The sequence below is a fragment of the Pseudomonas sp. Irchel s3a10 genome (assembly GCF_900187525.1).
Taxonomy (GTDB): Bacteria; Pseudomonadota; Gammaproteobacteria; order Pseudomonadales; family Pseudomonadaceae; genus Aquipseudomonas; species Aquipseudomonas koreensis_G.
Map to the genome: position 1 here is coordinate 1,089,697 of NZ_FYDR01000001.1, position 22,476 is coordinate 1,112,172.

Annotated in this window: 18 protein-coding genes and 2 pseudogenes; 13 read left to right on the forward strand and 7 right to left on the reverse strand. The window is 54.5% G+C overall.

Features of this window, described 5'->3' with window-relative positions:
* Positions 1–135 precede the first annotated feature (135 nt).
* The 12 genes and pseudogenes from CKW11_RS04870 to CKW11_RS04925 all read left to right on the forward strand — a co-directional run bounded on the left by CKW11_RS04870 (position 136) and on the right by CKW11_RS04925 (position 14,800).
* On the forward strand, positions 136–651 hold the full coding sequence (locus CKW11_RS04870) for an Hcp family type VI secretion system effector (protein WP_003226246.1): 516 nt from the start codon (positions 136–138) through the stop codon (positions 649–651).
* Positions 652–784: 133 nt separating this feature from the next.
* Complete coding sequence (gene tssI / locus CKW11_RS04875) at positions 785–2,827, forward strand: type VI secretion system tip protein TssI/VgrG (RefSeq protein WP_095136634.1); 2,043 nt, start codon at positions 785–787, stop codon at positions 2,825–2,827.
* Positions 2,817–3,560 (forward strand): DUF4123 domain-containing protein, encoded by a 744-nt coding sequence (locus CKW11_RS04880; RefSeq protein ID WP_095136635.1) that lies wholly within the window; start codon positions 2,817–2,819, stop codon positions 3,558–3,560. The genes tssI and CKW11_RS04880 overlap by 11 nt, the downstream gene beginning before the upstream one ends.
* Positions 3,557–8,338: an RHS repeat-associated core domain-containing protein gene (locus tag CKW11_RS04885; protein WP_095136636.1), complete on the forward strand. Its 4,782-nt coding sequence runs from the start codon at positions 3,557–3,559 to the stop codon at positions 8,336–8,338. The genes CKW11_RS04880 and CKW11_RS04885 overlap by 4 nt, the downstream gene beginning before the upstream one ends.
* An 8-nt stretch (positions 8,339–8,346) precedes the next feature.
* A complete protein-coding gene (locus CKW11_RS04890; protein ID WP_095136637.1) occupies positions 8,347–8,736 on the forward strand; it encodes an Imm50 family immunity protein in 390 nt (129 codons plus the stop codon).
* Positions 8,737–8,768: 32 nt separating this feature from the next.
* Positions 8,769–9,783, forward strand: a pseudogene (locus CKW11_RS29005) (RHS repeat domain-containing protein); the annotation flags it as partial.
* Positions 9,780–10,400, forward strand: coding sequence for a hypothetical protein (locus tag CKW11_RS04900; protein WP_095136638.1), 621 nt, complete (start codon positions 9,780–9,782; stop codon positions 10,398–10,400). The pseudogene CKW11_RS29005 and the gene CKW11_RS04900, both read left to right, overlap by 4 nt.
* 317 nt (positions 10,401–10,717) lie before the next feature.
* A pseudogene (locus CKW11_RS29010) lies at positions 10,718–11,971 on the forward strand (RHS repeat-associated core domain-containing protein); the annotation flags it as partial.
* 8 nt (positions 11,972–11,979) lie between these two features.
* Positions 11,980–12,426, forward strand: a complete 447-nt coding sequence (locus CKW11_RS04910; RefSeq protein ID WP_095136640.1) for an SMI1/KNR4 family protein — start codon at positions 11,980–11,982, stop codon at positions 12,424–12,426.
* A 720-nt stretch (positions 12,427–13,146) separates the two neighbouring features.
* On the forward strand, positions 13,147–13,617 hold the full coding sequence (locus CKW11_RS04915) for a hypothetical protein (RefSeq protein ID WP_095136641.1): 471 nt from the start codon (positions 13,147–13,149) through the stop codon (positions 13,615–13,617).
* A 300-nt stretch (positions 13,618–13,917) separates the two neighbouring features.
* Positions 13,918–14,310 (forward strand): Imm50 family immunity protein, encoded by a 393-nt coding sequence (locus CKW11_RS04920; RefSeq protein WP_095136642.1) that lies wholly within the window; start codon positions 13,918–13,920, stop codon positions 14,308–14,310.
* Entirely contained in the window at positions 14,303–14,800 is a 498-nt protein-coding gene (locus CKW11_RS04925; protein ID WP_095136643.1) for a hypothetical protein, read from the forward strand. Before CKW11_RS04920 ends, CKW11_RS04925 begins: the two co-directional genes overlap by 8 nt.
* 38 nt (positions 14,801–14,838) lie before the next feature.
* Here CKW11_RS04925 and CKW11_RS04930 read toward each other — a convergent pair whose 3' ends face one another.
* Positions 14,839–15,651: a VanW family protein gene (locus tag CKW11_RS04930; RefSeq protein ID WP_095136644.1), complete on the reverse strand. Its 813-nt coding sequence runs from the start codon at positions 15,649–15,651 to the stop codon at positions 14,839–14,841.
* 215 nt (positions 15,652–15,866) lie between these two features.
* On the opposite strand from CKW11_RS04930, the gene CKW11_RS04935 reads away from it, so the two are divergent.
* Complete coding sequence (locus CKW11_RS04935) at positions 15,867–16,673, forward strand: glycosyltransferase family 2 protein (RefSeq protein WP_095136645.1); 807 nt, start codon at positions 15,867–15,869, stop codon at positions 16,671–16,673.
* A gap of 329 nt (positions 16,674–17,002) precedes the next feature.
* On the opposite strand, the gene CKW11_RS04940 is transcribed toward CKW11_RS04935, so the two are convergent.
* From CKW11_RS04940 to CKW11_RS04965, 6 genes are all read right to left on the reverse strand, one after another.
* Positions 17,003–17,587, reverse strand: a complete 585-nt coding sequence (locus CKW11_RS04940) for a hypothetical protein (RefSeq protein ID WP_095136646.1) — start codon at positions 17,585–17,587, stop codon at positions 17,003–17,005.
* A gap of 85 nt (positions 17,588–17,672) precedes the next feature.
* Positions 17,673–17,855: a hypothetical protein gene (locus CKW11_RS04945; protein ID WP_095136647.1), complete on the reverse strand. Its 183-nt coding sequence runs from the start codon at positions 17,853–17,855 to the stop codon at positions 17,673–17,675.
* Between the two features lie 11 nt (positions 17,856–17,866).
* Positions 17,867–18,109 carry a hypothetical protein gene (locus CKW11_RS04950; protein WP_095136648.1) on the reverse strand — a complete coding sequence of 81 codons (243 nt, stop codon included), beginning with the start codon at positions 18,107–18,109 and terminating at the stop codon, positions 17,867–17,869.
* Between the two features lie 157 nt (positions 18,110–18,266).
* On the reverse strand, positions 18,267–19,337 hold the full coding sequence (locus tag CKW11_RS04955) for a lipocalin-like domain-containing protein (RefSeq protein ID WP_095136649.1): 1,071 nt from the start codon (positions 19,335–19,337) through the stop codon (positions 18,267–18,269).
* Positions 19,327–21,798 carry an ABC transporter permease gene (locus tag CKW11_RS04960; RefSeq protein ID WP_095136650.1) on the reverse strand — a complete coding sequence of 824 codons (2,472 nt, stop codon included), beginning with the start codon at positions 21,796–21,798 and terminating at the stop codon, positions 19,327–19,329. The genes CKW11_RS04955 and CKW11_RS04960 overlap by 11 nt, the downstream gene beginning before the upstream one ends.
* Positions 21,795–22,448 (reverse strand): ABC transporter ATP-binding protein, encoded by a 654-nt coding sequence (locus tag CKW11_RS04965; RefSeq protein ID WP_095136651.1) that lies wholly within the window; start codon positions 22,446–22,448, stop codon positions 21,795–21,797. Before CKW11_RS04965 ends, CKW11_RS04960 begins: the two co-directional genes overlap by 4 nt.
* Between the last annotated feature and the right edge of the window lie 28 nt (positions 22,449–22,476).

Here is a 22,476-nt window from a genome sequence, read left to right on the forward strand (position 1 = left end):
CGCAGGCTAGAGCCACTCCACCCCCGGCTACCGGGGCCTTCGACAAACCTGGCACGCTCCTTGATAACAGTCAGGCACCCACCGGGCGATTTCGCCTCCCGGGCACCCTAAATTTATCCGCAAGGAGAGCACCCCATGGCAACACCAGCGTACATGTCGGTTACCGGCGAAAAACAAGGCCTGATCACTGCCGGCGCCTTCACCGCCGACTCCGTTGGCAACACCTACCAGGAAGGCCACGAAGACCAGGTCATGGTTCAGGCTTTCAGCCACGACGTGATCATCCCGCGTGACCCACAGTCCGGTCAGCCAACCGGTCAGCGCGTTCACAAGCCAGTGATCATCACCAAGGTCTACGACAAGGCTTCGCCTCTGCTGCAAGCTGCTCTGACCTCCGGCGAGCGCATGAGCGAAATCGTTATCCAGTGGTACCGTACTTCGGCTCAAGGTACTCAAGAGCACTACTACACCACCAAACTGGAAGACGCGATCATCGTCGCCATCAACAACAAAATGCACAACTGCCAGGATCCAGGCAACTCGCACTTCACCCACCTGGAAGAAGTGCAGTTCACCTACCGTAAAATCACCTGGACCCACGAAGTATCCGGTACTTCGGGTTCCGATGACTGGCGTGCTCCAGTCGTTTAATTACGGCTGATCGTTACAAGCATCGACCAGCCCTGCTGGTCGATGTTGTTTACGCCCCTCCAGAATTTCGCGTACGTTGAGCCGTTTTTTGCGGCCGTCGACGAACGCCGCTGTACAGCACGAGGAACAAGGGATGTTCGCGCCGGCCAATGAAACCCACTTTGCCCTGACCATCGAAGGGCTCTCCGCCGATTTTCAGGTATTCACCCTGACCGGCCGGGAAGCCATCAGCCAGCCTTTTGTCTTTGAGGTGGAGCTGGTCAGTGAGCAGCCGTCGCTGGACCTCGAAACCCTGCTGCACAAACCGGCCTTTCTGCAGCTGTCGCCCGATGGCAGCGGCATCCATGGCCAGATCTACCGCGCCGCGCAAGGCGATTCCGGCAAGCGCCTGACCCGTTATTCGGTGACCCTGCGCCCGCAACTGTCGTACCTGGCGCACCGCGTCAACCAACGCATCTTCCAAAACCTCACGGTGCCGAAAATCATCGGCATGGTTCTCGAAGAGCACGGTATTCAAAGCAACGCCTACGAATTCAAGACCGGTTCGATCTATCCCGAGCGCATCTACTGCGTGCAATACGATGAATCGGACCTGCATTTCATCCAGCGTCTGTGCGAGGAAGAAGGTATTCACTACCACTTCCAGCACAGCGCCACGGCGCACAAGCTGGTGTTCGGCGATGACCAGACAGTGTTCCCGAAACTCAAGCCAGTGGCCTACCAGCAAGATTCCGGCATGGTCGCCAGCAATCCGGTGATCAAGCGTTTCGACCTGCGCCTGGAAACCCGCACCAGCCGCACCACCCGCCGCGACTATGACTTCGAAAAACCACGCCTAACCCTGGAAAGCGAGAACCGTGGCGACGCCCTGCCCGACCTCGAAGACTACGACTACCCGGGCCGTTTCATCGACCGCGAGCGCGGCAAGCACCTGGCCAAACGCGCCCTCGAACGCCACCGCAGCGACTTCCAGCTTGCCGAAGGCAAGAGCGATCAGCCGCTGCTGGTCAGCGGCCATTTCCTCGCCCTGACCGAGCACCCGAAAGCCAAATGGAATGACCTGTGGCTGCTCACCGAAGTCCTCCACGAAGGCAAGCAGCCGCAAGTGCTCGAAGAGTCGGTGACCAGCGACACCACCGCACTGAAAGACGATTTCCACCAGGGCTATCGCAACCGCTTCCAGGCCACCCCGTGGGACGTGCCGAACCGTCCACCGCTGCGCCACCCGAAACCGCGCATCCTCGGCAGCCAGAGCGCCGTGGTCACCGGCCCCAAAGGTGAAGAGATTCACTGCGACCAGTACGGCCGGGTCAAAGTGCAATTTCACTGGGATCGCGAAGGCCAGGCTGACGACAAGACCAGTTGCTGGCTGCGCGTCTCCAGCGCCTGGGCCGGCGCCCAGTACGGCGGCATCGCCATCCCGCGCATCGGCATGGAAGTGCTGGTCACCTTCCTTGAAGGCGACCCCGATCAACCACTGATCAGCGGCTGCCTGTACCACAAGGAAAACATCGTCCCCTATCCACTGCCGGCGAACAAGACCCGCAGCACCTTCAAGACCCTGAGTTCGATGGGTGGCGGTGGCTACAACGAACTGCGCATCGAAGACAAAAAAGGTCAGGAGCAGATCTTCCTCCATGCCCAGCGCGACTGGGACGAGAACATCGAGCACGACCAGAAGATCCGCGTCGGCAACGAACGCCACGACACCGTCGAGCAGAACAGCTACACGGAATTCAAGGCCGAAGAACACCACACCGTCTACGCCGACCGCAAAGTCGAAGCCCGCGCCAACGACCACCTTACCGTTGGCGTGAACCAGCACATAAAGATCGGCACCGGCCAGTTCATCGACGCCGGCCAGGAAATCCACCTCAGCAGCGGCATGAAAGTCGTGCTCGAAGCCGGCGCCGAGCTGACCCTGGTCGGCGGCGGCAGCTTCATCAAGATCGACGCCGGCGGCGTGACCATGAGCGGCCCGGTGATCAACATGAACTCCGGTGGCAGCCCCGGCAGCGGCACCGGCGCCGCCCCGCTGATGCCCGGCGTGCTGAAACAGGCCGACGCCGACAAGGCCGGACAGGTCCTGACCCCGGCCCAGATCAACACCCTCAAACGTAACGCGCCGTTCTGCGAAGAATGCGAAAAATGCAAGGCAGGTGCCTGTGCCATCTGATCGACTGACACCCAAGGACTGGCTGGCACAACAGCCGCTGCAGAGCGGTGAACGCCTATACCTGATCATCAGCGCAGCAAGCGATGCCGACGCGCTGAAAACCCTGTACCTGACCGAACCCACCGCCCAGCTCCTGCCGATCTGGGGCGGCACGCCCTACTCCACCTGGCAACCGGTGATGCCCTACGTCACCGAGCTAAAGCCCAACTCGGCATTCCTGCCTTGGATCGCCGAAACCGACGCCCTCGACTGGGGTTGGCTGGCAGTATCGCGTTCGGAGCCGAACGAAGTGTTCGAGCATTTGCGCAGCCTGACGCAGGTGAAGATGCCGGACGGGACCGAGGTGTTTTTCCGGTTTTGGGATGGGCGGCATATCTATCCGATTCTGAAGGGGCTTGGGGAGAAGGCTGGGGAAGTACTGCCGGTGTTTGAGCGGTATTTGATTAATGGGCGAACGCTGGAGGTTGGGACGCGGGTGTTGCCGAAGGTGAAGGATTGGCCGTGGTGGGAGGTGCCGAAGGATTTGCTGGATGGTTTGATGGCCGAAAATCCGTCGACGATTATTGGCAACATGATGCAGTGGTTGCTGGATGAACATGCCGATCTGTACTTCTCGTTCCCCGAATCGAACCTGAAACAAAAAGTGGCGCGCTTTGTAAAACGCACGCCGCTCACGGAAGAAAATTTTGCCGGGCTGCTGAAAGCCCATCTGGAAAGTGAGGTGGTTGTATGAGCGTTTTGATGGGTGGGATCGTTGGCGGCCTCACAGCAAAGCAACCTGATGCTCAGGCAATCATCGCCGACTTCAAGAAGTGCCTGAAGGATTACCGCGAACACGCGGAAGCCTGGTATGGCGGCATTCTGGATGCCGAGCAGCAGTTCAAGGTCGGGGACGAAGTCGGCACGGCAGACAAGGACAGCAAAAAGGAAAATACCCTTTATGCCAACTGCCCGGCGAACGGCAAGCTGGTACTGGTGCATAGCTTCGAATCCGCACGCTTTGTCCCGATTGGTAATACGCCGGTACGCCTGACGCCGGTAGTGGATGGCCGCTTCATTGGCAAGAACGAAGTCGGTCCGACCATCAACAAAACCATCGACTCGACGGGGATTCTGGAAGTCTCCGGACTTACTCCGAATCAGCAGTACAAGATTACGTTCTTCCCAAATCCCACGCCTGCCCAGATCGACAGCCTGTTCAAATCCTATCAGGGAGTGATTGGTGAATTGGGCGGATGGCTGCAAACCGAGTGGAGCACCAGTTTCCTGCCGCTGTGGCAAGCGCATACCGATGCATCGCTGGGCGGCCGCGCCCTGCAAGAACTGGAAGCAGCGTGGGAAGGTTTTCTCAAAGCAATCATGGGTTTGTGGGGCGATATCAAAAGCCTCTATGACCTCGTTGCACACCCCCGCGAAAACTACGAAAAGCTGAAAAAATTCTTCACTGAAGAACAGATCAAGAAGATTTATGACGCCTCGTCAGAGGCCATCCACACGGCCCTGCTGATCGCAAGCGATGAACCACTAATGTGGATCTACGTCGCTGCCATTGTGGCGTGGATAAGAATGCTGCCGCCACAGACCTGCACAGAAGTGCTGGCGCAGATGAGCACAGAATTCTTGCTGAACATTCTGGTCGGTGTAGTTCTGACGGGTGGTCTGGGCCTGGCCGTGCGTATCGGTACGAAAGCAATCAAGGGTGTGCAAAGCAGCGGTAAGGTCATAAAACTGATTGAAGACTTTACCGGCATGCTGATGAAGGTCAGCAAGTCCAAAGCGACGCCGCATACCGAGGCGTCGAAGCCGTTATTGCTTAATGGTGATTCGAAGTTCAATCCGGCACGCAAGGCAGATGTTCAGATTGCGTCGCCTAAACCTGCCGAAACCGCCACAGCGCCGAAGAACAAGCCACCGGTGAGCGGTGGGAAGGTGGAATCTGATGCGCAGATTCAGGCCCGTAAAAAAGATGAGCCGGCTTCGCGTGTCGAACAGGTAGAACCCGTCGACAACGCGCCAAAACAGTCGAAAAACCCGGCTGACGAACCTGCACAATGTGTCGACAAAACCTGCTCCAACGGCGAACCCGTGTCGATGGTGACCGGTGAAGAATTGCTCACGCTGACTGATGGCGAACTAGGTGGTCTGCTGCCGTTCGAGTGGACTCGCCTTTATCGCAGCAGTGCGGTGGAAATCGACAGCCGCCTCGGCCATGGCTGGAGCCATTCACTCTCTCATCGCCTGCTGGTAGACGATGAAGGCGTGCTCTGGACCGACAATGAGAACCGCAAGACCCGTTTCCCGATGCCGACCGAGCAGCGTCCGGCCATCACCAACAGCCTTGCCCAGGCAGCGATCTTCCTGGGGGACACTCCCGAAGAGTTGGTCCTTACCCAGGCCGGCCCCAAAACTCGCTTCTACCATTTCCGAGTTGGCCGCCTGACTACCATCAGCGACGCTTACGAAAATCGATTGCACATCAGTTACGACTTCGTTGACCGCATCCAGCGTATCGATAACGGCGCAGGCCGTGCCCTATTACTGCGTTACGACGACCGACACATTGTGGCCGTCGATCAGCAGCAACAGCGCCCGGAATACAACGAGCGTGGTGAGCGCCAGGATCCATGGCTGACGATTCAGACGCTCGTCACCTACCGGTACAACGCACGCAATCAACTTCTTTCTTCCACAAATGCAGCCGGTGAAACCGAGCACTACCGGTACAACGATCAGCACGTCATTCTCGAACGGCAAATGGCCGGCGGCGCCAGCTTCTTCTGGGAATGGGAACGTGAAGGCAAACATTCCCGTTGCGTCCGCCACTGGGCCAATTACGCACAAATGGAAGCGCGGTACGAGTGGGACGACAAAGGCTCGGTCACCGTCTATAACGCTGACGGCAGTGAGTTGGTCTATGTGCATGACGAAAATGCACGCCTGGTCAGCGAGACCGCGCCCGATGGCGGCGAAACGCAAAATGCCTACGACGATCAGGGAAGGCTGGTCGCCGTAAAAGATCCAATGGGCGCGATCACTGAGTATCAGTACAGCGAAGCTGGGCGCTTAATCGCCGTTATCCCACCAGAAGGTGTACCGACCCGTTACAACTACTTCAACGGTCAACTCATTGATGTACAGCGCGGCAAAGCGCGCTGGAAATATGAGCGTAATCGCCAGGGTGATATCACCCAACAAACCGACCCGGACGGCAACGAAACCTACTACAGCTATGACCGTCAGGGTCGATTGCTGGAAATTCGTCATCCCGACGGTAGCCGTCATCAGTTGGGCTGGAACAACCTCGGTCAGTTGCTGGAAGAACGCCTGCCGGACGGCGGTCAACGCAAGTACCGTTACGATGCTCTTGGCCGACAAATCACTCGTCAGGACGAATTTGGCGCGATTACTCAATATCAATGGGACGCCGCTGATCGCCTGACCCAAGTAACCCTGCCCGGCGGTGCCACTCGCGCTTTCACCTATAACCCGTATGGCCGGGTCACTGCTGAACGCGACGGACTCGGGCGTATCACCCGCTACGAATACGCCGAGAACCTGCACCTAGTCAGCCGCCGCATCAATCCAGACGGCAGCCAACTGCGCTACCGCTACGACAACTCGCAACTCAATCTCACCGAGATCGAAAACGAACGCGGTGAACGCTATCAGCTCGATTACTACTCGAACGGCCTGATCCAACAGGAAACTGGCTTCGATGGCCGTCGTACTGCCTACGAGTACGATCTCAACGGTCAGTTGCTGAAGAAAACCGAGTTCGGCGATGACGGCAGCGAGCTGATTACCGAATATCAGCGCGATGCTGCCGGCCGACTGCTGGTGAAAACCCTAGCCGACGGCGAAGAGATTCATTACAGCTACGACGCTTTGGGTCGTCTGGTGAATGTCGACGACGGCCACTGGCCGCTCGCCTATGAATACGATGTGCAGGATCGCCTGATCACTGAACACCAAGGCTGGGGCACCACACGTTACGAATACGACAGCGTCGGCCAACTGAGTCACTGCCGTCTCCCTGACGGCAGCACACTCGACTACCGTCACCTGTCCGGCGGACGCCTGAGCAGCATCGACCTCAACGGCTCACGCCTGACCAGCCACCAGTTCAGCGCCGGTCGCGAACAACAGCGCCAGCAAGGCCTGTTGCTCAGCCAATACCAATACGACGAACAGGGCCGCCTGCAAGCCCATACAGTCGGCCAGCGTGATAAAAACCTGTTCCAGCGACGCTACAACTACGATGCCAACGGCAACCTCGCCGGTATCGATGACAGCCGCAAAGGCAAGCGCAGCTACCACTACGACCCGCTCGACCGACTCATCAGCGTGCGCGGCGCCACACCGGAAAGCTTCGCTCACGACCCGGCGGGTAACCTGCTCGGTCAGAACAATGAAGGCACAGCGAACCTGGCCAACGTCAAAGGCAACCGCCTGCTGATGCAGGGCGACCGCCATTACGACTACGATGCCTACGGCAACCTGATCCGCGAACGCCGTGGTACCGGCCAGAAACTCGTCACCGAATACCGCTACGACTGCCAGCACCGCCTCATCGGCGTCAGCCTGCCGGGTAGGAGCACCGCGTCCTACAAATACGACGCCTTCGGTCGCCGCATCGAGAAGACCGTCGACGGCCAGACCACCGAGTTTCTGTGGCAAGGTGAACGACTGATCGCCGAAAGTGCGGAAAACCGCTACCGCAGCTACATTTACGAACCCGGTAGCTTCCGCCCACTGGCGATGCTCGATGGCGAAGGCCCACATAAGGCCACGCCGTTTTACTACCAACTCGACCATTTGGGCACACCGCAGGAACTCACCGACTACAGTGGCGAGATCATGTGGTCAGCGAAGTACCGCGCCTACGGTAACCTCGCTACGCTGGATGTCAGTGAGATCGATAACCCGCTGCGTTTCCAAGGACAGTATTTCGATGCCGAGACGGGGTTACATTACAACCGGCACCGCTACTACAATCCTGGGACTGGAAGGTTTTTGACACCGGATCCGATCAAGCTTGCTGGCGGATTGAATAACTACCAGTACGTGCCTAACCCTACGGGGTGGGTGGATCCATTGGGGTTGAATGGGTGTCCGGGACAGAAAAAATTTACGAGAAATGATAAATTTTATGGTTCTCGCAGAGCTGCATTTCAAGACGCAAAACGTGATGCGAGAATACCTAAATCAGCCGAACCAATGGAAGTCAACCAAGTTGCCCTTACGAAAACGGGTGAGCATGGCATAGGAAAACAAAACGTTCTCGATGCAGATGGCAACATTGTCTACACTAGAGAATACCACTATAAAAACATTGACAATGAGCACGTAGTCATTCAAGAGCATTCATATGGACATGAAGATTTCCCAAGCGACCATGCTTCGCACAAACCGCATTTCAATGTGAGAGAGTATGATCCTAGTAGTGGCAACGCTGACCGCACTAGAACTTTCCATCTTAAAAGTGTTTCCAACCACTATGTTTTCGAGTGACAAATAAAATGTGGATAGACTACATTTCAGACAAAAAACAATGGCTAGCCATTTTTGGGAATAGCTATGAACCAGCGGACCTACATATCTCTCACGCCATTTTTAGAGACAACGCAATAACCTTAAAATTATTTAGCCACCTTAAAGGTGACAGCTATCCGGATAAATGGATAAAGAACGAATATAACGAGTATTCCTTTGATCTAATTATCAACGATGTAAAAACTGTAGAGATCAGAAACTTCAACCTCTATGGCAAGCTAAAGTTAGAAATCAAAAAAAACAATAATGAGCACGAGATAAAAGCCACAGTTAATGCTCTCTGCAATTTCACATGCATAGCCAGCGGTATTTTTATAGCTAACATCAAAGCTTACAACAATGACGGCGCAGTTTAAGTGCAAAAAAGTCGACATATGATTTTCATGGTCTAGCCACTAAATATTACAACTGTGAGCATCGACTCATCTGCGTCAAACCGCAAGGCAGGGAGTACGGTCATCTACAAATACGACGCCTTTGGTCGCCGTATCGAGAAAACCGTCGACGGCCACACTACCGAGTTTCTGTGGCAAGGCGAACGCCTGATTGCCGAAAGTTCAGACAATCGCTATCGAAGCTACATTTACGAGCCGGGCAGCTTCCGCCCACTGGCAATGCTCGACGGCGAGGGCACACGCAAGGCCACGCCGTTTTACTACCAACTCGACCACCTCGGCACACCGCAGGAGCTCACTGATTACGGCGGCGAGATCATATGGTCGGCGAAATAACGCGCCTACGGTAACCTCGCAGCGCTGGATGTCAGCGAGGTAGATAACCCGCTGCGCTTCCAAGGTCAGTACTTCGATGCCGAGACGGGGTTACATTACAACCGGCACCGCTACTACAATCCTGGGACGGGACGGTTTTTGACGCCGGATCCGATCAAGCTTGCGGGGGGGTTGAATAATTACCTGTATGTCTCAAACCCCACAGGCTGGGTGGATCCTCTTGGGCTTAATCAGTGTCCGGGTAGCGGCAGATATTTAGACAAACCCGCAGAAGCTGATGGTTCTTTAAACATTGGTGCCGGTACAAATCCGATAGAGGGTTATTACAATATCGATATTGATCCTAAAGCTCCGGGAGTACACGCTGGGAATGCAACGGATTTGTCGGGTATAAAATCAGGATCACAAAGTCATATCAACATGGATAACCCTTACGGCTACGACCCTTTAAACCCAGAAATATTAAGGGTATTATCCGAAAATGGAAAAATCACTATTACAGGCAGCGCATCCGCAAACAAATACATAAAGAAATCACTAAAAAGAATAGATGAATTAGGGCTAAGAATAGTTTCACAAACCAAAGTCGACCCAAAAGGCTTTAAAACAATTGACGGCAACCAAATCGAATCAAAACAACTTGATCAGTTTGTAATCGAGAGAGCAAAATGAATTTCTCAGTTGACATTACAGAATCCTTTGGCGCTATCGATTTCGATAATGCCGGCGGAGTTATTTCACATATAAATATACCCCCGAACGAAAATATTCAAGATAAATTTCGACTCGAATTATTTAATTTTGTACTTAACTTAATAGACAAACCGGTAATTTCTTCAATAGAAAACCAGAATCCAAATTTTCTAGAAAAGATGGACGAGGACGGATTCCTGGTCATTAAGAAAGCTATTATCACATTTGAAAAAATAAAAGGTCACGAAAAATTAATACGCCTATTGAACCAGGAAAGTGGCTACTTGACGCACGAGTCTTACGGCCCAAAACTAGAGAACAAAGATAAAATATACGACATCGGCGGAAGATCGTTTTCAACTCCTGAATTATTAATTAACCTCGCAATAATTTCACCAAAAAAAGTAACCCTCGACTTCAGCGCTTCAAACCACACCTATATACCCACATACGAAGAACTTCAGAAATCAGTAGAAATATTGAACTCACAAGCAAATCGCTCCCAACCTGAAATCCAGGGAGTATTCGATACTAACTTTAGCAATTCTCATATGATAAGCGACTTTGACGCAGGCTATCGAGTATACAAATTATAGAAAAGTAACGGACCGGGGCCATATGGAAGAGATTATTCAGGAGCTTTTGCTCAAAGTTTCAATCAGAGGTATCCTCACGAAAACCTGAATGTATAAATAGTTGCAGCACACACAACAAGAACCGTAACTGATGGATAGCATTTTTATAGACAAATCAAAGGACAAAAACAGGCAAAAAAATTTTACAGATTTATTTCGCTTGCAAAAAAGGGACAGATTTATTTTCCGGCTTGCCCCCTTTTTTTGATTCAAAATTTTTTTTGAAGACAGCCTTTCTTAGCCCCCTTTTCAGAAATAAATCCGTCCCCTTTTTTCTCAGCTATCACTACGACCCCCTTGATCGGCTGATCAGCGTGCGCGGCGCTACGCCGGAAAGCTTTGCCCACGACCCGGCGGGTAACCTGCTCGGTCAGAACAACGAAGGCACGGCCAACCTCGCCAACGTCAAAGGCAACCGTCTGCTGATGCAAGGCGACCGCCACTACGACTACGATGCCTACGGCAACCTGATCCGCGAACGTCGCGGCACCGGCCAGAAACTCGTCACTGAATACCGCTACGACAGCCAGCACCGCCTGATCGGCGTAAGCCTGCCAGGTGGCAGCACCGCGTCCTACAAATACGACGCCTTCGGTCGACGCATCGAGAAGACCGTCGACGGCCAGACCACCGAGTTTCTGTGGCAAGGTGAACGACTGATCGCCGAAAGCGCGGAAAACCGCTACCGCAGCTACATTTACGAACCCGGTAGCTTCCGCCCACTGGCGATGCTCGATGGCGAAGGCCCACCTAAGGCCACGCCGTTTTACTACCAACTCGACCACCTCGGCACACCACAGGAACTCACTGATTACAGCGGTGAGATCATGTGGTCGGCCAAGTACCGCGCCTACGGTATCCTCGCTACGCTGGACGTCAGCGAGATTGATAACCCGCTGCGCTTCCAGGGTCAGTATTTCGATGCCGAGACGGGGTTACATTACAACCGGCACCGCTACTACAATCCGGGCACTGGACGGTTTTTGACGCCGGATCCGATCAAGCTTGCGGGTGGATTGAATAACTACCAGTACGTGCCAAATCCTACGGGGTGGGTGGATCCGCTGGGGTTGAACTGCGTCCCTGGAGAATGTCCCGATGAGGTGCCAGCTCCCGAAAAAGATGTTCGCAAATTTTCCAGCACCAAGTACAAACCAGAGGAGGTATTGGGTCGTAAGGTCTATAAAAATACTATGGACGTAGAGCCTGGGGTTCCTACTACAATTGACAAGAGCGTTGACCCTAGAATACGCAAAAAAATCGAAGAAGACGGATGGAGTAACCTGGACCTGATGAAAAACGGAAACGCTCCCATTGGTCCAGATGGGAAATACATCAACCTTCACCACGTTACAGGCGATGAGCCAGGGCCGATGGTGGAGTTAACCGGAACCGTACACAAGAAATACCATAAAGAACTTCATGGCACTATTGAAGACGGTGATAGCTTCAGGAATGACCCAAAGCTAGAATTACAGTATTCAAAATTTAGAAAAGCATATTGGAAAGAACGAGCCAAAGACTTTGAGTGAGGAAACCCATGCATAACTATCAAGATTTGATAACAAAGCTCGACGACTCCGACGAAGAAATTTTTTGGCTCGGCTCCGCCACTACTGAGCAAATTAAAAAGCTCGAAATCATTTTAGACTTAAAACTACCTGAAGATTTCGTTGATTTCTTGAGTGTATGCGGTGGCGGTGGAGCAGCAGGCTCAGAAATATGTGGAATTGAGAACAATGATGCGACCTTAGATAATGGCGGAACTGTAAATTACAGCACCGTGTACTGTCGATCAGAATTTGAACTACCTAGCAACTTCGCAGTGATTTACTTAAAGGATGACGAAGTTTGCTGGGTAATAGATTGTGGACCCACAGGAAACGGCCAGATCATTAGCTACGATCTGTTTAAGAAAAAACCGTCAAAAAAAATAGCAGATAACTTTTATTCATTCTTTAAAGAATACGTCGAACTTAGAACCTGACTTATTCAACCCTGAACTATCTGATAAGCGGCAAGGGGCATTCTACATTCGATTTTCTAGACGTGGTCTAGCCCCGAACAGATATCTGTATCTCGGTCTCCGAAGGTGGCATGTACATCAATCACCTTGCCGAGGCGTAGATTTTCTTATAATCCAGGCATTTGCATCAATCTAGCTCGTGAGCTCCTTGGTTCTAGACAGAAACTAATCACCGTACATAGTCAGCCGCTATCAAATGGGCTAGAACAATCTCGGCCATTTGCTTGAGGAGCGCCTTATTGGGCGGAGTGCGTCGAAGTAGCGGGCACTGCTTCGATTCTAGAGTAGAACCAGAGGGCGACCCCAACGGAGAGTTTGTAATTGATTTCCTGAAAATCGATTATGACCAAAGAGGAAAACTGGTTAAAAACTCCGAAGTTTTTCTTGGTGAGTTCAGAACCAAAAGCAAAATTGAATTCATTAAAAAAATTGAATCATTCATGATCGAATCTTGAGACGCAGACATTTAAAACCCAGCACTCACCAATACGACGCTTTAAACCCCACATTTAATCGGCTAAAATAATGTTAGAAATCAACAAAAAAGATAGTACTTAACGGAGAAGATGCTCTCGAAGTCCTTGCAGATAAGGAAGCAGCTCTAATCGGCTCAGAAAACGTCACTCACAACAGTGATATTGGAACACTGTTGAAAAATTTCGATGACTGGGAAAAGCTTCAATGAAGACCACTTTTGAAACTGCTTTAGACCTTCACGAAATATCTGATTTCTTTAAAGGAAATGGACAATATTTTGCTCGAGACTCCGACTGGGGAGACCATCTTTTTATCAGCAACTGGCAGGAAATGTGCAGTGTTTTAAAAAATCAGAAAGCCGCACAAAATTTACTCACATCGATATTTGAAGATTACGCAAAATATTTGAAGGAAGATTATTCAGATGCCGAAGGATTATTCTCAAATATAAGCGCCTACTACACACTTAAAAATAAAATAGCCTTTTTATCGAGCAATAGTTACGACTTAATCGAAAGTCTTGACGAGAGAAGCAAGAAAAATATAGGAAAACTATTTCGTTTGCTTAGGCAACAGTACGATTTAAAAAACAAAGATCTGCCAAAGTACACTTTTGATGAGGAAATCAAACGATTAAAGCTCAAGGGATGCACTATTAATCTTGAACAGCTTTGAAAAAGCATACAGATCACGACTTCGGCACAGCTGATGATAGACATTTAAAGAATTCAAAGTCTAGAACTCTGCTAATCCCATAAAAATATCGCATTAATATCAGCGACCACCCGACACGATAAAAAAACGAATAAAGGGCACAGATTTTTTGTGTAGGCAGCCCAAAAAAGCAATCAAAATAAATCTGTTCCCTTTTGCCTCTTTTGCCTCTTTTGCCTCTTTTGCCTCTTTTGCCTTCGATGACACTAGGACCGGAAAGGTCCCCGACACCAATGAACACTACCCCTTCAAGGAAAAAAAATGAAAACCTGGAATGAACTTGATGGCAACACCTTATTCAATAGAGTGTTCACCAAACCTATTAAAATTAACACAATAAAGTTATTCCAAATAACAATCGACAACAACAGACCTAACATAACCTTCGAATTCGATATCCCAGAAATCCCCGACTCCGCACCTGAAAAATGGATAAAGATGGGATTCAACACTTGCCGCATTGGCTTGAGCTGCAACGGAGTCAAGGAATTATTCTTAAAAAACATACCTACTCAAGCGAGCCTCACTATCAAAATAGAGAAAATTGACGAGTATTTTTTAATCCGTGCAGAAAATGAAAGCTCTCTATTGGAGTTCAAAACAAAATACCCATTACTTTGCGGCCCTTCGGTTTACATGAGCACCCATGAATAAACATCAAATCATACTCACCAACAACTGGATCGCCACCTTCGAAAACAACGGTGAGTTCCGCATGGGAGCCGAAGGCTGGAGCTTGCTCCTGCAAGGACCTGACGGCAGAAATATCAATTACTTCGCGGACAAGATCATTTTGGTCAACGATGACGACGGCGCCCAGGCTAATTCGTGCATTCGTCTATCCAGCGAGGGTGTCTACGGTTATTTGAGCACAGCCGTTGACAGCTGCTGGGTGATCGATTTCTCGCGGTGCATGATCGCCCCGCACCGAGTGAGCATCCATCACTACCATGACGCCTATGACGAAAGCGTGGCAGCTTACGAACAACCCGCCTTCAAGCGTGTGAGGCAATACATCAGTGTGGTTGGAAGGTACATCTATCTGACCTTCCCGCTGACCAAAGATGAAGACTTCCCCAAGGTATGGGAAGAGTATCTATCCATACGCAAACGCCAACTGGATGAGCTCTATTTCAGAAACTGATCAGTGGGCGCCAATATCATCGTAGCTATTTGTGCGCCCTACCCGATCAACTCGTCCATCACCTCATACTTAACCACCACCCGATTCCGATACAATCTCACCCTCTCCACCAATTCCCCCACCTGCCCCTTCTCCCGCACTTCCCGCCAGATCTCATTCTCCCGATACACCCGCTCCCCTTCCCGCACAAACCGGTGCCCTTCCTGAAACACGTGATACCGATACTCCCGCACCTGATCGCACAACAACTCCCCCTCCAACTGCGTCACCCCCACGTTCAACTTCAACTGAAAACTCCGATCCGTCGGGTTGTGCAGTACCAGGTCAACGTAGTTGTAGAAAATCGCCGCGCCAGAACCGAATGGCAGGACTCGTCCTTCGTCCGGGAAGGGATCGAAACTGTGGTTGGAGCGTTCAACGACTATCAGTGGCGAGTGAATCGCCATCCAGTGGATCAGGTTGCTCAGCTGGCAGATTCCGCCGCCGATACCGCTGCGTGCTTCGCCGAAGGACAGTTCCATGCCTTCGACGTAGCCGCGTTTGCGGGTCGGGCGGCCGACGAGGCGGCAGAAGGAGAAGTGTTCGCCGGGGGCGATGATGAGGCCGTCGATGGCGGCGACGGCGAGTTTGAGGTTGATGACTTTGTTGTGTTGCAGGGCGAGGTCGGAGTCGCCGAGTTTGCGGATGAGTTTTGAGGTGTGTTTGAGGTAGCGGAATGGCAGACGGTCAGCGCCGGCAACCAGGCGTGCGTAGCGTTTGCTGGAGCAACGCCAGGCGATCTGGCGGAACAGTCTTTTTTGCCACACGCGCAGCCAGTACAGGGCCGGGTGGTAGAGGGAAAGTGGTTTCATCCGTGGGGCGACGGCTGGTGCCGTTTCTTCCTTGACGCATCTGAGGAGCGCGCAGTTTAGCCTGTGGGACGGCTTGCGTCGTGCGCGAGATGTCGTGTCTCGACACACTTCGAATGACTTGCTGAACGGCGAATTAAGCTTCAACTAAGCTTGCGTCGCTAGCATCCCGGCCAGAGAGATACCTGTCGCCGATCAACCGCGGATGAGCTTCCAGAATGAGCCAGTTTGATTTACCAGCCGTTACGCAGCCGAATTTCAGTCTTGTATTGGTAAATTACAAAACCCCGGACATCACCCGGATGTGCCTGGAGTTGTTGCGCCAGCATGTTCAGGAACAGCGCATTCCGGTTTGGGTGGTGGACAATGATTCGGCGGATGCCAGCCTGGATTACTTGCGCTCGCTGGACTGGATCAATCTGATCGAACGTCCCTCCCCCGGCAAAGAAGCCGGGCATATTGCGCATGGCAAGGCGCTGGATCTGGCGCTGGAAAAAGTTGAAACCGACTATCTGTTTCTGCTGCACACCGACACCTTTGTCTACGACAAGGAAGTCTTCTCGATGATGTTGCGTGAGTGCATGAGGACTTCGGATATCGCCGCAGTCGGGTGTGTCGAGCAAATCAATCGAGGAATTGTCAGAGACACCTGGCGACTAACTTCGCGCTTTTGCAAACATTATATTCGCCGGGCGAAAACCTCATTGGGTCTGCACAGTAAAGAGCCAAAACCTTATCGGGAAACTCATCTCAAAAGTTTTTGCACCTTGTGGAACGCCAAGTTGATGAAGTCCCAGGGACTGCACTTTTGCATGGATGACCGAGTGCCCGGTTATACCCTGCAGGATCGAATGGTCGGTCTGGGTTACGGCATCAAGCTGCTGTCACCGCGCAAGATTTTCCGCTACCTGGATCACATCCAGGCAGGAACCGTCGCCGCTGCCGGCACCTACGGCAAAAACCACCGCCGCACCAAAATGTATGAAGCCACCCTCAAACGCTTTGAGGGGCAGGCATCGGTATAATCGCGAACACAAAAAAGGGCGACTGCAAAGTCGCCCTTTTTTTATCTGAAATTGTATACATCCGCTCCGAAGAGGTGTTCGCCCAGTGTAATGGCCTGGCAATCCATGCACCGGTAAAGAGCCCTGACACTGGGCGAACGGGAAGGATTTTAATAGAAGTTGGCGGATATGTCGTCATACACAAAGGTAAATTTAATGTACGAAGAAGTTAATAGATATTTATCGACGAAATCCTTTCATGAAACTTTCAAAGCACGGCTCAAATCGTTTCAGATGATTGTTCTCATACAATAATCTGTACAAGAACAATCATCTTGTAGAGTTAATGCTCAGCTTTCATGCTGACTGGTCACTTTTAATACATCGGTATAAGTGACAACTACGCTTTGCCCGACTTTCAGATCTTTCAGCCTGGCTTGAATTTCAGGCTTTTGCACGTCGAGGGTTTTCGACTTACCTTGAGGGTTTTCCAGGGTCACCTGATTATTCTTCAAATCAATTTTGGTGATTTTCAGTTGCACCTGAATCTGGCGATAAGCCGCCCCGCCCGGGTTTTCAGTGCCCGGAGCGTTGCGCAGCTCGCCGCTGCGCTCGACGGTGCCAGGCAGACCTTTATCCACATCGGTATCGAGGTAAGCCGCCACCGAGCGTTCCACTTCGACTTTTACCTGGTCGCCAACCCTTAGATTGGCGAGGTTTTTCGCCTGGTCGCTCAGTTGAACGTGGACCTGTTGACCTTCGGCACCTTCAAGCACGACCTGATGTTTGGCCGCATCGACAGCCAGCACTTTGGTGGTGACCTGATCGGCCAGGACAGTGGCGGACAGCGGAATATCCGCCGCCATGGCGCCGAAGCTGGTGGCGGACAGAACGGTTGCGAGAGTGATGGCCTTGGCCAGAGCGTGGAGCTTCATAAGCGGTACTTTCCCTGTAATGAATGGCAGCAACCGGCGCCCACGCGTGGTAGGCGCCGACTGTGCCACTGAGCATAGACGCTGTTCAGGGCTTGGCTTTCGTTTCAGCCGCAGCGGTCTCCTGCGCAGTGGACTCGCCACTCGCGGTGCCCTTGCCGCTGTCCTCGCGCTGTTTGGGATCGGTCGGGCGCAGGGCGTCGTTGTCTCGCTCGGTTTCTCCCGGGGGCCGGGGTTCGTCGGGGTGTTCGCTGGGGGATACGGGTTTCATGGGATTGCTCCTCAGGCTTCAGGGTCATCCAGTTCATTGGTAACGTTCACGGCTGGCGAATCCTTGTGCAAATCGTCGGCCTCGGCGCGCAGGATCTGCCACTGCTCCAGATCGATCGCGCCTTGGCCGAGCAGATCGTCGGCGATGCGCTGCAGGTCGAAGTAGTGAGCGTCGGGGGACTGCTGCCAGTAGGTCTGGTCGTCGAACAGGCGCTGCCAGGTGGTGAGGTCTGGGGGTTGCAGGTCGTCGCTCATGGCCAATTCTCCGCGGATGTTACGTTGTAGAGGCTGCGCGACTAAACGGAGTTCAACCCAATCCCTGTAGGAGCTGCCGCAGGCTGCGATCTTTTTAAAGATCAAAGTCAAAAAATCGCAGCCTTCGGCAGCTCCTACATAAATTGCAGTGCAGCAGTCAGTACCCGGTCATTTCCAGATAGCCGCGCCCGCCATGGCTGCCGCTAATCCGCACCGGCCCTTCCCAGTAAGGGATGCGCAGGTTCATCCAGGCGTCGGGATTGAGCGCGTCGAGGCTGATGTCGAGGTGTTTGTCGGGAATGCTGATCGACCAGCGCACCGGCATCTTGCGTCCGGCGACTTTGGCGGTGTCCTGAGGCGTGAGTTTGATCTGCGCGCCGTGCAGGGTTTCAGTCCGGCCGTCGGCGTTAATCCAGGTGCCGGTCAGATACGGCGCGCCGTCGGTTTGCCGGGTGCGGAACAGCATCAGCGACTCACCACTGTCCAGGTGCAGGGAAAACCAGTCCCACCCGGTCTGATTGGCCGCCAGCGGCTGACTGCTCCATTCACGGTCCAGCCACGCCGGGCCGCTGACGGTGTAGGTCTGGCCGTCAACTTGCAGGGTGCCGCTGGCCTGAAAAAACGGCTGACTGTAATAGTACGAAGCCTGGCCTTGTTCGGATTTGCGGCTGAAGCCCTTGTCACCCTGCAACACCAGCGGCCGACTGGATGTGAGGTGCAGTTGATAGCTGAAAGCTTTGTCGCTGGCACTGAGTTGCAGATCGGTCAGCGGATCCTGTGCCTGACTGGCGAAGCGCCAATCATCGATCCACGCCTCGAACGGCGCGACGTTCACCCCGGCCTGCCCTACTCCGCCCCGGGCATAGCGCTCGGCGGCATGGTGCGCGGTGGCCGACGTCACGGCGGCATGGCCGAGCCAGATTGTCTGGTTGGCCCAGCCCGGTTGCTCTGCTGCAAGCTTTAACGCACTGCGAAACAGAGTCCATTGCACACCGAAATCGTGACCCTGCCGGTCCTTGAGATTGGCGGTGACATACCACCACTCGATACGAAAACCATCATGCGCGCCGTGATCCGCCGGGAAGCTGAACTCTCGCCCCGGCACCACGGCGGTGAACTGCGCAGCCTGATCGCCAAGCCCGGCGAAGCCCTTTTGCTCAGGCACAGACTGATCGCAACCGCCCAAGAGCAGCAGCGCGAACAGCAGCGCAACCTGATTAGTTCTCATGGGCAAACGTCCTCAGCAGATCCGCCGGTTGCGTGCGGTACAACGAATACAGCGGCCATGCCGAGGCCAATAGCGTCGCCAGCAACGCCAGCCCGAGCAATTGCAAGAGTTGCAGCGGAAAGATCCGCAACGGCAAACGCCAACCAAATGCCTGCACGTTGATCACCGCATCCAGACACCACGCCAACGCGATCCCCAACGGCAACGCCAGCACCAGCGTCAACACCGCCAGCAGCCAGGTCTGGCCGAGGTTGAGCAGCATCAATTGGCGGCGCGTCACGCCCAAGGCCCACAGCGGCGCCAGTTGCCCGAGGCGGCTCTGGCTCTGGGTCAGCAGGCTGATGAACAGCGCCACACCGGCCACCGCCAAAGTCAGGCTGTTCAGCGCAGCAGTGGCGGCGAAGGTGCGCTCGAACACTTGCACCGACCACCCCTTGAGCCGCGCCTGATCGACGATGCGGCTGTCATCGAGTTGAAAGTGCGTTTGCAGTGCGCGCAAAAACGGCGGGATGTCGGGCGGTGCGATGCGCAAGTTGAATCGGTTCGGTGTCAGTGATGGCCACAACCGCAGCAGATGATTACTGTTGATCAGCACGTGGCCCTTGGGATTGCCGTAGTCGGCGTAGATCCCGACGATCCGCGGCGACCACGTTCCACTTGGGGTCGGCAGACTCAGATGTTCACCCGCGCGCACCTTCAAGCGCCGCGCCAGTTGTTCGCTGAGCATCACCGCGTCGTCATTTGCCAGATGCGCCCACGGATCTCCGGCAATCGCCTCGAGCAACGGCCAGTGCTGCCGGTAATACGGATGATCGATCACCCCGAAGACATCCGCCGGCCAGCCTTGCAGGGTCACCGCGACTTGCCAGTTGGGCAACACGGCGCTGACGTTCGGTTGTTGTTTGAGCCAGGCGTACATCTCGCGCGATTGCGCCGGATTGACCGGGTTGAGGTACAGCTCGGCACTGAGGCGTTGTTCGAGCCAGTCGTCGAAGGTCTGGCGAAAACCGGCGGTCATGCTGCCCGCGCCGATATTGGCCGACAGCGCCAGCAGCAACGCCATCAGCGCCAGGCTGAGTGCCGGCAGTTGCTGGCGGCAATCGGCGAGAAACCACTGACCGAGCACCGAACGACTGCGCCCGAGCAACGGATTGAGCACTGCGCTGAGCACCACCGGCAACGCCAGCGCGGCGCCGAGCAGCAACCCGGCCATCAACACAAAACCACTGCTCAGGCTGTCACCGAACAGCAACGCCAGCAGCGCGATCAGTCCCAACACCGCCGCCAGCCAACCCTGACGGCGCAACCAGCGCGCATGTTGCTGATGCCAGGCCTGCGGATCCGCCACCGCCAACAGCGGCAAACGTGCCGCACGCAACAGACTGTTGGCACCGGCCAGCAACGCGCCGAACAGGCTCAAACCGATACCGCTGAACCACCACCAAGGGCTCAGGCGCAACTGCCCCGCCACTTCCGCGCCGTACAGACCGCGCAGGCTGGCGGCGACATCCGGCAGCAACACGCTCGCCAGCCAGTAACCGCTGAGGACCCCGAACACCCCGCCAACCAACGCCAGCACACCGAGTTCGACGATCAGACAGCCGATCAGCATCCGCGCACTGACCCCGCAGGCACGCAACGTGCGCAACAGACCACGACGCTGTTCCAGCGCCAGACCGATGGCCGCGTGCACGATGAACAACCCGACCAGAAACGAGAGAAAGCCCAAGGCATCCAGGTTGAGGTGAAAGCTCTCGGTCAGGCGCGTCAGATTGTTTTCCTCGGCGCTGCTTTTGAGCTGCAGCCGGCCATTGAACGCGCCCGGCAGATCGGCGTGAAAATCCTTCGGCAGCAACATGCGCGACAGTTGCCCGGGCTGTTCGAGCAGGGTTTGCGCAACACCGATGTCCACCAGCAACATGCCCGGCGCCATGTCTTGTTGCGCGTGCAGTGGCGGCAGTGTCTGGCCGTTGACGGTTTGCGGCGTAGCGCCTTCGGTCAAGCCAAGGGCCTGCAGGGTTTCCGGTGAAATCCAGGTGCTGCCAGGCGGCGAGAAGAACGCGACGATGCGCTCGATCGGCATCGCCTGCCCGGCCACCGCAGCGTCCGTGGGCAGCGACACCGGTTCGATGCCCATCAGTTGCAGCCGCTGGTCCGGGTGATCCTTGAGAACCAAACGGCCTTGCAACAGCGGCGACACCGGCCAGCCTGCGCGGCGCAGATCGACAAACCACTGCTGACTGAAGGTCGCACCGCTCGGTGTGGCCAGACTGGCCTGGGGTTCACCGCCGATCATCTGACTGGCCCGGGCGTAACTGTCGCGGGCCTGACTGTTCAGCGCCTCGACCCCGGTCAGCAGACTGGTCGCCAGCCACAACCCGGTCAGCACACTGAAAAACTGCACCGGATGCCGCCGCCAGTGGCTGAGCAGCGCGCGCAGGGTTTGCCAGAACACGTTCACGTCAGGCGACCGTTGGACAACTCCACCCGTTGCGCCAGCCGCGCCGCCACGCGTGGGCTGTGCGTGACCATCAGCAGCGTGGTCGGCGTGTCGTCGAGCAGCTCCAGCAACAGGCGCAGCACTTCATCACTGGTGGCTTCGTCGAGGCTGCCGGTGGGTTCGTCGGCGAGCAGCAATTTCGGCCGTGAGGCTAAGGCCCGGGCCAGCGCCACCCGCTGCTGCTGACCGCCGGAAAGTTGTTCGGGATAACGCTTGAGCAAATCGCCCAACCCCAGACGCTGCACCAGATGCGCCTGCCAGCGCGGTTCATGGCGCCCGGCCAGACGCGCCTGAAACGCCAGATTATCCTCGACCCGCAGACTGCCGATCAGGTTGAACTGCTGGAACACCAGACCGATTTCAATGCGGCGCCAGTCGGCCAGTTGCGCTTCGTTCATCCGCTCCAGCCGATGCTCGCCGCTGTGGATGCTGCCGCGATCAACCTTGTCGAGGCCGGCGATCAGGTGCAGCAAGGTGCTTTTGCCGCTGCCGGATTCGCCCATCAGCGCCAGACTGCTGCCGGCTTCGAGCGTCAGGTCGACGCCTTGCAGCACCGGGAGCGGGCCTTGGGGAGTGAGGTAACTTTTGAACACGCCTTGAACCTGAAGCATGAGCCAACCTGATCGATGAACCTGGCCC